Here is a 12,220-nt window from a genome sequence, read left to right on the forward strand (position 1 = left end):
CGACGGATTCCGCTGGTGGATAGAGCGACTGCGCCGGACGTTCGAGCTGTTCGACTACGTGCGCCTCGACCACTTCCGCGGGTTCGCCGCGTACTGGGCCATCCCCGCCGACGCCGAGACCGCGATGACCGGCCGGTGGGAGCCGGGGCCCGGCCGCCATCTCTTCGACGCGGTTCAGGCGGAACTCGGCGAGCTGCCCGTGCTGGCTGAGGACCTCGGCGACATCGACGCCGCCGTGATCGAGCTGCGCCGTGACCTCGGCTTCCCCGGTATGGCGGTGCTCCAGTTCGGCTTCACCCCACACGACCCGCACAACATCCACCACCCGAGCCGTCTGCGGGACGACCAGGTCGTCTACACCGGGACCCACGACAACGACACCGTGGTCGGCTGGTGGGCACAGCTCCCGTGGGACGCCCGGGACATGGTGCGGGCAGCCTGTCGCGAGGCCGGGGTGGACATCGATGTCGACCGAGAGCCGTCGTGGGCTGTCATCGGGCTCGCCCTCGCGATGCCATCCCAGCTGGCCATGATGCAGGCGCAGGACGTTCTCGCGCTCGGTTCCGAGGCTCGCATGAACACGCCCGGCGTCGAGGGCGGCTGGGGCTGGCGGATGGACGGGGGTGCTCTCACTCCCGCACACGCAGCGCGGTTGCGCTCGCTCACCGAGGCGGCCGGCCGTGTGCGGTAGGAGCGGGTGCCGGCGTGCGTCCGCGACTCGGCTCAGCGGCATACGGATGATGCCGTATGCCGCTGAGCCAACTCGGGCGCCCAAGCTGCGGTTGGGCGTACGGTGACGTCCGTGACCTCCTTCCCCAGTGTGACGATCGACGACGTCCGTGCGGCGGAGGATCTCCTGCATGGCGTCGTGCGGCCCACCCCGCTCGAGTTCAGCCGCGGCCTCAGCGAGCGGGTGGGCACCACGGTGCAGCTCAAGTGCGAGAACCTCCAGCGCGCAGGCTCGTTCAAGATCCGGGGGGCCTACACACGAATGGCGCGGCTGTCCGATGAGGAGAAGCGCGCGGGAGTCGTTGCGGCCTCGGCCGGCAACCACGCGCAGGGAGTGGCCCTCGCCGCCTCGATGCTCGGCATCCGGGCGAAGGTCTACATGCCCGTCGGGGCGGCCATGCCCAAACTGCTGGCGACGCAGGGGTATGGCGCGGACGTCGAGCTGCTCGGCACGACGATCGACGAGGGCCTCGTCGCGGCCGAGCGCTTCGCCGAGGAGACGGGTGCCGTGCTGATCCACCCGTTCGACCACCCCGACATCGTGGCCGGGCAGGGCACCTGCGGCCTCGAGATCCTCGAGCAGTGCCCCGACGTGAAGACCGTCGTCGTGAGCGTGGGCGGCGGTGGTCTGCTGGCGGGCATCAGCACGGTGCTGCGGGCAGCCAAGCCGGACGTGCGGATCATCGGAATCCAGGCGGAGGATGCCGCGGCCTACCCGGCTTCGCTCGCGGCTGGCCACCCGGTGCCGGTGTCACGGATGGCGACGATGGCGGACGGCATCGCCGTGGGCCGGCCGGGGGATGTTCCGTTTGGCCTGATCCAGCGGTACGTCGACTCCGTCGAGACGGTCTCGGAGGACGCCCTCGCCCGGGCCCTGCTCTACCTGCTCGAGCGGGCCAAGCTCGTCGTCGAACCGGCCGGCGCTGCCGCCGTGGCCTGGCTGCTCGACGGCGTGGCCGATCCGGAGATCGAGGGACCGGTCGTGGCGGTGCTGTCCGGGGGCAACATCGACCCGATTCTGCTGCTCCGGATCATCCGCCATGGCATGGCTGCGGCCGGTCGGTACCTCGAGCTGAGGGTCCGGGTCCCCGACCGGCCCGGATCGTTGGCGGGCCTGCTCGGCGACTGCGCGGCGCTCGATGCCAACGTCGTCGACGTTGCCCACTCGCGGACGGTGCGGGCGCTCAGCGTCCAGGAGGTCGAGATCGGTGTGACCCTGGAGACGAAGGGCCAGGAGCACGCCGACGCGGTCACTGCTGCTCTGCGGGACAAGGGATATCGCCTGAGCTTCGTCGAGTGATCCTCGTCGTCCCTCGCGCTCACGGGTCGTGGCACGGCATATGGTGCAGGACATGGCGGACCTCACAGCGCAGTCGGGCACGCCCGACGTCATCGTCGTCATGGGCGTGTCGGGGAGCGGCAAGTCGACCGTGGCAAAGGGCATCGCGACGACGATGGGCTGGGAGTTCGCCGAGGGCGACGAGTTCCATCCGAAGGCCAACGTCGAGAAGATGGCCAGTGGCCAGCCGCTGACCGACGAGGACCGCTGGCCTTGGCTGCGCCTCATCGGTGACTGGATCTCCGAGCGGGTGTCCCACGGACAGTCGGCGGTCGTCGCGTGCTCCGCCCTACGGCGGGCCTACCGGGACCTGCTGCGAGAAGGGCGGCCGCAGGTGCGGTTCTGCCACGTCGACGCCGACGCGGAGGTCATCGAGGAGCGGATGGACAGCCGCGAGGGGCACTACATGCCGGCGTCGCTGCTGGCCAGCCAGCTCGCCACCCTGGAGGGGCTGGGGGAGGACGAGCCCGGTGTCGTCGTCTCCAACGACGGATCACAGGATGACGTCCTGGTCCGCGCCCTGCGCGCCCTGGGTCTCGTTCAGGAGGAGTCCCCGAGCGGCCCCACGACGTCGTAGCTCGCGCAGGCGAGCGCGCCGCCCGCTCAGACACCCGCGGGGCGCGTCCCTGGAGGCGGCGACTGGCCCACGTCGGCCCACACCTCGGTCATCTCGATGGCAAGCCCGTCCCGTGTCGTGAGGAAGGTCGCGACCTCGTAGTGGCGCAGCTCGTCGTCCACGTACCCCGTGACGTGCGCGCGGCTCACGGCTCGATCGCCGGCGCCGACCAGGTCCTTGAGCTCCAGACGGTCGAACCCCGGATACTCCGCGTTGAGGCGAACCCACGAGGACCGGTCGAACGTCTCACCGGTGTGCACGAGGCGGCACACGAAGTCGTCGTGCAGCAGGGGTGTCAACGCGTCCCAGTCATGGGAGTCGATGACGTGAGCGATCCGGGTCAGGAGAGCAGGGGCGGCGTCCACGCCACCGAACCTTCCACACCGCGACGTGCCCGGCAATCGCCCGGCTGAGGGCCGTCAATGCCTTGTCTTGAGGAAGGTGAGGACCTCGTGCTTGTCCTGCTGGTTCTCGGGACGGACGAGACCCGTGTCCTCGAGGGACGTGAGCAGGTCCTCGTCGAGCGTGTCGGAAGCCCGGCCCCGAAGGGCCCTGGCGCGTTGATCCGCGCTCAGCCCGCTCCACCAGCTCTCCAGCTGCTCAGTGCGATCAGTCATGGCAATGCTTCCTCTCCGTCAGGGGCGATCGAGCCCTCGGCCACGGCCGCTTCGATAGTCAGGTTCCGCCCAGCCGCATAGGCGCGATCCCACTCGTCATTGTCGACCTCGGATCGCGCCGGCGAGACGAAACGGTCGAGAATCGCCTTGTCGGGGGCCGTTCTGGGAATGCCCGCGGCCTCACGGTGACGGTCGGCGGCCCCCATCAGCTCGGCCGCGCGTTCCGCGTCACCCAGCGCCGCCCACACGGATGCGAAGTTCTCCACGACGCAGATGGACAGCTCTACGTCACCGAGCGCGATGGTTGTGCGCGCCGTGTCCAGCAGCTTCCGCAGCGCCGGCTGCGGGCCCTCGGAATGGAGCAGCGCGGTGGCCAGGTTGGTCTGGTTGATGGCCACGCCCCACGGGTCCTGACGCGCCTCGTCTGCCTCGACGGCACGGAGCGCCGCCTGTGTCGCGGCGGCATAGTCGCCACGGTCCATGTGGATGGACACGATGTTGCTCAGCCCGGTGGCCTCACGCTGGTCGTCCCCGATGCGTCGTGCGAGCTCGATGCTGCGCTCAATGAGCTCACGCGCGGCCTCGACGTCACCCTGCTCGCGTCGGCCGATGCCGAGGCTGTTGGACTCTCGGGCCTCGCGGGAGTCGTCACCGAGCCGGTGCGCCATGGCGAGTGCACGTTCGAGCACCTCGGTGCCAGCTGCGAGGTCGTTCTGCTGCAAGGCGAGGACGCCGTGACCGTGGAGGGCATCGACGATCTGTGGTGAGTCGCCGTGGTGTCCCTTGTCGAGCAGGGCCATCGCACGGTCGGACCAGCCCCGGCCCTCCAGCACGTAACCGAAGCGGTACCAGTACGTGTCCATGGGCTGCAGGAGCTCCAGTCCGAGCTCGAACCGTTCACGGGGTGCTGTTGGCGAGAGCGTCCAGTCGAGGGCTGCTCGAAGGTCCTCGATAACGGCCTCGAAGCGGTCGAGCGCGCCGAGCTGGCGCGGACCGGCGTCGAGCGCGGCGCTGAACTCGCGAGCGATGCGGATGCACCACTCGGCGTGCCTTTCTCGCGTCGCGTCGACTTCGCCCTGCTTCTTGAGCCGCTCGAGGGCGAAGTGCCCGATCGTCTCCAGCAGGTACACCACCGGCTCGCCGTCGGGCCCGTCGCGGATCTCGAGCAGGCTCGCGTCGACGAGCTCGGCGACGACGTCGAGCGGGTCGCGCCCCTCGACTGAGAGGACGGCTTCCACGGCGTCGAGGCCGACGCGGCTCGAGAAGACACTGAGCTGCCGGAGCACCCGGCGGTCCTCCTCGCTCAACATGTCGTAGCTCCACGAGATCGTCGCGGTCAGGGTGCGCTGCCGCTCCGGGCGGTCTCCTTCGAGCACGGCCTCCCCGAACCACCGGTCGAGGCGCGCGAGGAGGCCGCGCGGGCCGAGCAGGCGACTGCGGGCGGCCGCGAGCTCGATCGCGAGCGGGAGTCCGTCGAGTCGCCGACACAGCTCGACGACGTCGTCCACGTTGTCCGGCGTCAGGGCGAAGCTCGGCCTGACCATGCGAGCCCGCTCGACGAAGAGCCGCACCGATGGGCTCTGCTCGACGTCCTCGAGAGCCAGCGGCCCTGCCTTGGGACGCGGCACGGCGAGCGGCGACATCGGGTACTGCCTCTCCCCGACGAGGTGCAGCGGACGGCGGGAGGTGACGAGGACGGTGACCCGTGGGGCCGCCTGGAGCAGGGTGGCGACCACGTCGGCCGCGCCGGAGATCTGCTCGAGGTTGTCGAGGACAAGGAGCGCGCCACGGTCACGGAGGAAGGCGAGCGTGCGCTGCGCCGGGGTCTCCTCGGCGGCGCCCATCGGCGCTCCCACCGCCTCCCCGATGCTGGCCCACATGACGGCAGCGCGGTCGGCGCTCTGGAGTGGCACGAAGAAGACGTCGCCCGGAGCCCGGGCCTGCAACGCCGTCGCCGCGGCCACGGCGAGGCGGGTCTTGCCGGTCCCCCCGGGGCCGGTCAGCGTGATCAGGCGTGCCCCCTCGACCTGGATCGCAGTCGTGATGGCCTGCAGCTCCGCATCCCGTCCCAGGAGCGCCGTGGGATACATGGGCAGGTTCGCAGCCATCCCCAGGGTGCGAAGCGGCGGGTGGGCCTGGGCGAGCCCGGGCGGGACGATCTCGTACAGGTGCTCCGGCTCGGCCAGGTCCTTGAGCCGGTGCCAGCCCAGGTCCAGGACCAGCTCGGCCGGCAGAGTCTCGGCGACGAGAGCCTGGGTTGCCTGCGAGATGACGATCTGACCTCCATGGGCGGTTGCCATGATCCGGGCCGCTCGGTGGATGTCGATCCCGATGTAGTCGTCCTCGTGCACCTCCGGCTCACCAGTGTGCAGCCCGATCCGCACCCGTAGCGTGCGTCCCTCCGGCCAGTCGTGGTCCGCGAGCCCGCGCTCCGCGTCGACGGCCGCGGCGACAGCCTCAGTCGCGGTCGTGAAGACGACGAAGAAGCTGTCGCCCTCGGTTCCGACCTCCTGACCATCGTGCTTGCCGAACGCTTCCCGCAGGATGGCCCGGTGTGCCGAAAGGGCCTCAGCCCAGCGTGGCCCCAGCCCGGTGAGAAGGGAGGTCGAGCCCTCGATGTCGCTGAAGAACAACGTGAGGGTCCCACGGGGAAGGGGACTCATAACCGACAGTGTCTTCTCCTCGGCGCTCGCCGTCAGGCAAACCGGCCATCACGTGTAGGAGGCCGTCCCGTGCTGACCGACCCAAGTGATGAGTTGTCGGGCCACCACGCGTCACACCTACGAGGACCCGACGACACGGAAGGATGACGTGATGAGTGCAGACACGAGCCTGGAGGAACTGGGCATGAGCGGGCTGGGCGAGGTTGACGAGCCGACGTTCTCGGGGCTGGCGCAGCGGCACCGCCGGGAGCTGCACGTGCACTGCTACCGGATGCTCGGGTCGTTCGAGGATGCAGAGGACGCCGTGCAGGAGACCTTCCTGCGTGCCTGGCGGCGGCGGGAGACCTTCGAGGGGCGGTCGACGTTCCGGGCCTGGCTGTACCGGATCGCCACCAATGCCTGCCTGGACCTGCTCGCCAAGCGCCGCCCGGAGCCCGCGACCGGCGGCGAGGTGCTGTGGCTGCAGCCCTACCCGGACCGGCTGCTCGACGAGCTGCCCGCGGGCGACGCGGACGAGCCGGAGACCGTCGCCGTCGCGCGGGAGACGATCGAGCTGGCGTACCTGGTCGCGGTCCAGCACCTCGCGCCGCGCCCGCGGGCCGTGCTGATCCTCCGGGATGTGCTCGGCTGGCCGGCGAAGGACGTCGCGGAGCTCCTCGGGGACTCCGTCAACTCCGTGAACAGCGCGCTGCAGCGGGCCCGCGCCGGCATGCGGGAGCACCTGCCCGCCGAGCGGCAGGACTGGACCGGCGGCGAGGAGGACACCGGGACGCGCGAGCTGGTGCGCCGCTATACCGACGCCAGCGTGGCCAAGGACATCGACGGGCTCGCCGCGCTGCTGCGGGACGACGTCCGCTGCTCGATGCCGCCCACGCCGGGCCTGTACGTCGGCCGCGACACGGTGGTGAACGACTGGGTCGAGAGCGGCTTCGAGGGGATGAAGGGTCTGCGCGCCGTCCTCACCTCCGTGAACCGGCAGCCCGCCGTCGCCTTCTACCTCTGGCGGAAGCGGGAGGGCGCGTACCTGCCGCTGACGATCGACGTCCTGCGCGTCACCGGCGGGGCGATCACCGAGATCGTCACGTTCCACGACGACCAGTTCCCGCGGCTCGGGCTGCCCGAGCTCCTGTCGGCGGAGTGACGACATGGACAGCATGAATGTCAATGGGGTCGAGGCAAGCACGACATCAAGCCAGACCAGCCCCACCCACCGACTCCGCGGAGTCGCGCGTAGTGGCTTCATCGCCACGCTCGCCGCGATGGCGGCGACCACTCTCGCGGCGGCGCTTGCCCAGGCCGTTGGCGTCGACTTCGAGATTCCCGATGGTGGCGAGACGATCCCGTTGCCCGGGTTCGCCGTGGTGACCGGCGTCTTCTCGGTCGTGGGCGTCGTCATTGCCGCCGCTCTTGTCCGTTGGAGCGCTCGCCCCGCCGAACGATTCGTGTGGACGACAGTGACGCTGACCGGGATCTCATTGGTCCCGCCTGTCATCTCCGGGGCAGACACCGCCACCACCACCGCCCTGCTCGGGCTACACCTCGTCGCAGCGACGGTGATGATCCCCACCCTGGCGCGCAGCCTTCGCACCTGGACCCATTGAGATCGACGTGCCGCTCTCAATCGACGGCGCGGCTGGCAGCCACGGCAAGCTGATCGACGAGGTCGTTCATCTCGTGGCCGGAGTGTCCCTTCACCCACTGGAAGGCAACATCGCCACGCTCGGTGGCAGCCTGCACGAGGGGCTCCCACAGGTCACGGTTGGCGACCGGCTTCTTCTGTGACGTGGTCCAGCCCCGATCCACCCATCCAACCCACCACTTGTCGCGGAAGCAGTTCACGACATACGTCGAGTCGCTCACCACGACCAGAGGTCCTCTGAGCGCGGTGACGGCCTCGAGTGCCGCGCGGATCTCCATGCGCTGGTTGGTGCTGGGCCGCTCTGAGCCGGATGCGTAGCGCTCACGATCGATCGCCCATGCCCACCCTCCCGGCCCAGGGTTTCCCGAGCACGCGCCGTCGGTGTAGACGAAGGTTGCACCATCGGGCACGGTCATCGGCGCCCTCAGTGTCCGAGGCTTTCTCGCGGCCGTGCTGCGGCTCGCCCGGGCTGGCGCCGGCTTGGCGGTCAATCCGGGTAGCAGCAGTTCCGGGCCGCAGTCAGCGTGAGCCCAGGCGGAGGAGTCCTTGCCGGCGCTGACGATCTTCTCCCCCGGTCGAATCGGCGCATGACAACGCGCACAGCGTCCCGAATACTTGGCCAGCACCGCTCTCCTCGTGGATCGTCGACCCCAGGTCCATGGATGGCGCGGTCGTCCGCCATCCGAGCTCCGGCTCCGAGAGTAGTCGCGAGGGTAGACACCTTGTGAACGTGCCTCCTGTCACCACCGCCCGCGGTGCACGACCTCGTCGAAGGGGCGTCGGTTCAGGCGCTCGATGACGGCCAGCGGCTTGTCCGCCGGATAACCGACGGAGAGCAAGTAGGCCAGGAATCGTCCCTCCGGGAAGCCCAGAACGGCCCGGGCTTGGTTCTGGTCGGAAGCCGCAGCATGGCCCGTGCCGACGCCCAGGTCGGCCGCAGCGACGGTCATCGCATACGTGGCCTGGCCAAGGTCGTACTGGATCAGAGCCGACTGCCGATCGTCCTTCGGCTCCGGCGCGACGATCGCGATCGCGGCCGCCGCCCCGGCGACATGCTTGGCGCCCTGCCAGACCTTCGCCAGCTCGACGAGCTGCGCCCCGTCCGTGACGAGCACGAAGTCCCACGGCTGCCAGTTGCTCGCCGACGGGGCACGTCGTCCCGCCTCGAGAATTCGGTCGAGCGCCTCGTCAGGGACTGGCTGCTCAGTGAACTGCCGAACGTTTCGTCGCGCCCGCAAGGCGTCCCAAGTCTCCACGATGTCATCCTGCTCCTCCAGCGCCGTTTGTCGCGACCATCTGCCGCGCCGGAGTCCGCCAGGGAGTCGAAGTAGCGGAGAGGTCCCTCGGGGACGGCGAGGATGACCATCGAGAACGCGTGCGCTGCCGCTCTGGGCGTGCCCCTTCGTGCACGGCCTCCCCGAACCAGCGGTCGAGGCGCGCGAGGAGCCGCGCGGGGCGGGCAGGCGACTGCGGGCGGCCGACAGCTCGATCGCGGGGTCAGGACTCTGGAGTGAGCCAGCCGCTTGTTGAGTTCACGACGACGCGGTCGGCGAGGTCTGCCGTCTCCAGGACGAGCCTGGCGTTGCTCTCGTCCGAGCTGTGGACCCACGCGGTGGCGTCGTCGGGCTTCTTGCCGAATCGCATGTGCCGAGCGATGAGACGGCTGACTCGCACTTCGTGGTTAGCGGTGACGTACCAGACCTGGTCCAGCTGGGCCCGAGCTCGGGTCCAGGGCTCATGATCCAAGAGGAGGTAGTTGCCTTCCGTGATCACGAGCTGGGCAGACGGTGAGATGAGGAGGGATGCCGCCAGTGGCTGCTCGAGGGTTCGTTCGAAGCCGGGCGCATAGATGTCTTCGTCCGGATGGCAGTGGACTCGCTCCAGCAGGTGGGCGTACCCATATCCGTCGAAGGTGTCGGGGGCTCCTTTGCGGGACAGTGCGCCGATTCGTTGCAACTGGGCGTCGGCGAGGTGGAAACCGTCCATGGGGAGGTGCGCGACCCAATCCCGTCCGTGAGTCCGTGCCACCTGTTCGATGAGTGCCTCCACGAACGTGGTCTTCCCGGCGCCTGGGGCGCCGGCCACTCCCAGAATGGCGCGGCGCCCTTCGATGACCAGATCCGTGGCAAGTTCGGCGAGGGACGACAGGCTTGGTGCCGGGGGGCTGGGCGTCATGGCTGGCGGGCTGCGGTGAGGCCTTGAGCGATGAACTGGTGTGCCTTGGTCGCTAGGTCGCTGCCGTCGGACCAGAGGTTGCGCCAGATGGCGAGGTCGTTCGAGAGTCCGGGTGCCAGGACGGCCGAGGAGAATGACTCGAAGGTCACCGGTCCGCGGTAGTCGATTCTTGCCAGTGCGTCGAAAAATGCCGGAAAGTCGAGGTGTCCGGAACCGAGGTATCCCCTGTGGTTCTCACCGATGTGGACGTAGCCGAGCCGGTCGCCGAGCTCGAGGACGGGCGAGACGAGATCGGCCTCTTCGATGTTCATGTGATACGTGTCCACGTGGATCATCACGTTGTCCGCGCCGATGTCGTCGGCAAGCGCAAGAGCGTCTCGGGCAGTGTTGACGACGTTGGTCTCGTAGCGGTTGCAGACCTCGAGGCCGAGCGTGACCCCGAGTGGGTGTGCCTCCGTCGCGAGCTCGCGAAGGACGCCGATGACGTTGTCGCGGCCGGTTTTGGTCAGCGGCCCGGGGGCCTTCCCGAACGCGCTGTAGAGCGCACCGGTGAGCACGGTGCCGCCGATGCCCGCCGTGACCCGCAGCGACTCCTGCAGCAGTTGCTGGCCGCGGGCGACGACAGCCGGGTCCTCGCTGGACACGTCGGCGTCACGCGCCAGCCCTCGCGAGCATGCCGTTGCCAGTCCGTGCTCTCGAAGCAGGGCCTTGGTGCCGGCGATATCGAGATTGACTGAGTCGTGGAGGGAGAACTCGAGGATGTCGTAGCCTGCGGCGGCGGTCTGGGTGATGGCGGTCTCGACGCTGGCGGCGGAGGTATCGCCGATCCAGACCAGCGCATGGATGCCGAGGGGGTTGGGGATGTCGAAGTCTGAGGTGTTCATGGGCATGCCTTCGGGAGCGGGGCGAGTGGGTCGGGGGCAATCCTGACTAGTCAGTGAGCTCGGGGATGTCTCCGGCGCGGGCGCCGGTAATCAGGGCGACGATCTCGTCGCCGTCGGTCTGGGCAGTGCGTCGTCCGGCAACGCAACGTCCGGCCCGCATCACCCAGATGGCGTCGCTCAGCTTGAGGACCTGCGCGAAGTTGTGGCTGATGAGGATGATCGCGTGACCCTCGCTGCGGAGCCGCATGATGAGCTCCTCGACGCGCCCCGTCTCCTGCACGCCGAGCGCGGCCGTCGGCTCGTCCATGATGATGAGCTTGGACGTGAACCCGGCGGCCCTGCAGATCGACACCGCCTGGCGCTGCCCGCCGCTGAGGCGACGGACGCGTGACCCCACCGCCGGAACGTTGACGGCGAGGCTGGAGACCATCTGCTCGGCCTCGCGCCGCATTCGCTTGCGGTCCAGGAACCCGACGGGGCCGACCTTCCGGAGACGCTCCCGGTTGAGGAACAGGTTCTGCCAGACGGTGAGATCCTCGACGAGGGCGAGATTCTGGTGGACGGTCTCGATGCCGGCCTCTCGCGCCAGCTCGGGATTGCGGAAGTCCGCCTCCGCACCATCGAAGGTGATCGTGCCGGCGTCCGGTCGGTGTATGCCGCTGACACATCGGATAAGCGTGGACTTGCCCGCCCCGTTGTCGCCGATGACGGCCGTGACCTCTCCTCGGCGGGCGTGCATGGACACGTCCTTGAGCGCCCGGACCTGTCCGAAGGACAGGCTGACCCCTTCGACGGTGAGCAGTGCGTCGCTGGGGACGTCGTGAACCAGTGGGGTCGTGGGCGTCGATGGGCGGGGTTGGGTGGTCTGGCTCATTTCTGGAACCTCGTGAGGAGGGCCGCCAAGATGACGACGATGCCGACGGACAGTGGTTGGTAGAACTGGGACACGCCGAGCAGAGTGAGGCCGTTGACCAGAGCGGTCAGCAGGAGCGCACCGATGACCGGGCCAATGATGGTGGCTCGCCCACCGAACAGGCTCACCCCGCCCAGAACGACGGAGGCGACGGAGTTGAGCAAGAACGCGGTGTTGGCGGCGGGTTCGGCGGCGCCGACTCGTGCCACGAGCAGGATCGAGGCGACTCCGGCCAGGACGCCCGAGATGACGTAGACAAGCGTCTTGATCCGCTTCGTACTCACTCCCACCGCGTTGGCCGCGTCCGGGTTGCCGCCGGTGGCCAGGACGTACGTGCCGAACCGGGTGTGGAAGAGCACGACGTGGGCGATGGCGGCCAAAACGATGGCGATCAAAAAGCTGTAGCCGAAGATCCACACGGTGCCCGTGGACAGCTTCAGCAACGGAGCGCTGATGATCGTCTTGGGCTTGCCGTCGGCGATGATCAGCGCCAGGCCGGACGCCGCCGACAGCGTTCCCAAGGTGACGATGAAGTCGGTGATCTTGCCGCGCGCCACCAACAGGCCGTTGGTCACACCGACCGCGGCACCGGCCAGGATGGCGATGAGGATGGCCAGTGGCAGGCCGATCCCGGCGGTGAACACG

General features: G+C 69.0%; 14 protein-coding genes. 5 read left to right on the top strand and 9 right to left on the bottom strand.

From position 1 onward, the window contains the following. From VIR15_RS09465 to VIR15_RS09475, 3 genes are all read left to right on the top strand, one after another. Window positions 1-691, top strand: a 691-nt coding sequence (locus VIR15_RS09465) for a 4-alpha-glucanotransferase (protein ID WP_331927226.1), incomplete at its 5' end; no start/stop codon positions are given. Between the two features lie 111 nt (window positions 692-802). Beyond that, on the top strand, window positions 803-2,029 hold the full coding sequence (gene ilvA / locus VIR15_RS09470) for a threonine ammonia-lyase (protein WP_414654949.1): 1,227 nt from the start codon (window positions 803-805) through the stop codon (window positions 2,027-2,029). A 52-nt stretch (window positions 2,030-2,081) separates the two neighbouring features. After that, window positions 2,082-2,645: a gluconokinase gene (locus VIR15_RS09475; RefSeq protein WP_331927228.1), complete on the top strand. Its 564-nt coding sequence runs from the start codon at window positions 2,082-2,084 to the stop codon at window positions 2,643-2,645. 26 nt (window positions 2,646-2,671) lie between these two features. On the opposite strand, the gene VIR15_RS09480 is transcribed toward VIR15_RS09475, so the two are convergent. From VIR15_RS09480 to VIR15_RS09490, 3 genes are read right to left on the bottom strand one after another with little or no spacing between them, the layout of a single operon-like run. Continuing rightward, window positions 2,672-3,049 (bottom strand): nuclear transport factor 2 family protein, encoded by a 378-nt coding sequence (locus tag VIR15_RS09480; protein WP_331927229.1) that lies wholly within the window; start codon window positions 3,047-3,049, stop codon window positions 2,672-2,674. 54 nt (window positions 3,050-3,103) lie between these two features. Then, window positions 3,104-3,301, bottom strand: a complete 198-nt coding sequence (locus VIR15_RS09485; RefSeq protein WP_331927230.1) for a hypothetical protein — start codon at window positions 3,299-3,301, stop codon at window positions 3,104-3,106. After that, window positions 3,298-5,964, bottom strand: a complete 2,667-nt coding sequence (locus tag VIR15_RS09490) for an adenylate/guanylate cyclase domain-containing protein (RefSeq protein WP_331927231.1) — start codon at window positions 5,962-5,964, stop codon at window positions 3,298-3,300. The genes VIR15_RS09485 and VIR15_RS09490 overlap by 4 nt, the downstream gene beginning before the upstream one ends. Window positions 5,965-6,115: 151 nt before the next feature. On the opposite strand from VIR15_RS09490, the gene VIR15_RS09495 reads away from it, so the two are divergent. Next, a complete protein-coding gene (locus tag VIR15_RS09495) occupies window positions 6,116-7,105 on the top strand; it encodes an RNA polymerase subunit sigma-70 (protein ID WP_331927232.1) in 990 nt (329 codons plus the stop codon). Between the two features lie 4 nt (window positions 7,106-7,109). Next, window positions 7,110-7,565 carry a DUF6069 family protein gene (locus VIR15_RS09500; protein ID WP_331927233.1) on the top strand — a complete coding sequence of 152 codons (456 nt, stop codon included), beginning with the start codon at window positions 7,110-7,112 and terminating at the stop codon, window positions 7,563-7,565. A 16-nt stretch (window positions 7,566-7,581) separates the two neighbouring features. Here the strand turns inward: VIR15_RS09500 and VIR15_RS09505 are convergent, their stop codons facing one another. The 6 genes from VIR15_RS09505 to VIR15_RS09530 all read right to left on the bottom strand — a co-directional run. After that, complete coding sequence (locus VIR15_RS09505) at window positions 7,582-8,019, bottom strand: ribonuclease H family protein (RefSeq protein ID WP_331927234.1); 438 nt, start codon at window positions 8,017-8,019, stop codon at window positions 7,582-7,584. Window positions 8,020-8,343: 324 nt separating this feature from the next. Then, a complete protein-coding gene (locus VIR15_RS09510; RefSeq protein WP_331927235.1) occupies window positions 8,344-8,859 on the bottom strand; it encodes a nitroreductase family protein in 516 nt (171 codons plus the stop codon). A gap of 241 nt (window positions 8,860-9,100) precedes the next feature. Then, a complete protein-coding gene (locus VIR15_RS09515; protein WP_331927236.1) occupies window positions 9,101-9,778 on the bottom strand; it encodes a nucleoside/nucleotide kinase family protein in 678 nt (225 codons plus the stop codon). After that, complete coding sequence (locus VIR15_RS09520) at window positions 9,775-10,662, bottom strand: sugar phosphate isomerase/epimerase family protein (RefSeq protein WP_331927237.1); 888 nt, start codon at window positions 10,660-10,662, stop codon at window positions 9,775-9,777. Before VIR15_RS09520 ends, VIR15_RS09515 begins: the two co-directional genes overlap by 4 nt. 46 nt (window positions 10,663-10,708) lie before the next feature. Next, window positions 10,709-11,536, bottom strand: coding sequence for an ATP-binding cassette domain-containing protein (locus VIR15_RS09525; RefSeq protein WP_331927238.1), 828 nt, complete (start codon window positions 11,534-11,536; stop codon window positions 10,709-10,711). Further along, on the bottom strand, window positions 11,533-12,220 hold a 688-nt coding region (locus VIR15_RS09530; RefSeq protein ID WP_331927239.1), incomplete at its 5' end, for an ABC transporter permease. The genes VIR15_RS09530 and VIR15_RS09525, both read right to left, overlap by 4 nt.

Source organism: Intrasporangium sp., assembly GCF_036566125.1.
Taxonomy (GTDB): domain Bacteria; phylum Actinomycetota; class Actinomycetes; order Actinomycetales; family Dermatophilaceae; genus Intrasporangium.

What these genes read in the sequence shown, in the direction of transcription:
- VIR15_RS09475 (WP_331927228.1), top strand. Translation starts at nt 2,082, where the DNA reads ATGGCGGACCTCACAGCGCAGTCGGGCACGCCCGACGTCATCGTCGTC.
- VIR15_RS09485 (WP_331927230.1), bottom strand. Translation starts at nt 3,301, where the DNA reads ATGACTGATCGCACTGAGCAGCTGGAGAGCTGGTGGAGCGGGCTGAGC.
- VIR15_RS09490 (WP_331927231.1), bottom strand. Translation starts at nt 5,964, where the DNA reads ATGAGTCCCCTTCCCCGTGGGACCCTCACGTTGTTCTTCAGCGACATC.
- VIR15_RS09495 (WP_331927232.1), top strand. Translation starts at nt 6,116, where the DNA reads ATGAGTGCAGACACGAGCCTGGAGGAACTGGGCATGAGCGGGCTGGGC.
- VIR15_RS09500 (WP_331927233.1), top strand. Translation starts at nt 7,110, where the DNA reads ATGGACAGCATGAATGTCAATGGGGTCGAGGCAAGCACGACATCAAGC.
- VIR15_RS09505 (WP_331927234.1), bottom strand. Translation starts at nt 8,019, where the DNA reads ATGACCGTGCCCGATGGTGCAACCTTCGTCTACACCGACGGCGCGTGC.
- VIR15_RS09515 (WP_331927236.1), bottom strand. Translation starts at nt 9,778, where the DNA reads ATGACGCCCAGCCCCCCGGCACCAAGCCTGTCGTCCCTCGCCGAACTT.
- VIR15_RS09520 (WP_331927237.1), bottom strand. Translation starts at nt 10,662, where the DNA reads ATGAACACCTCAGACTTCGACATCCCCAACCCCCTCGGCATCCATGCG.
- VIR15_RS09525 (WP_331927238.1), bottom strand. Translation starts at nt 11,536, where the DNA reads ATGAGCCAGACCACCCAACCCCGCCCATCGACGCCCACGACCCCACTG.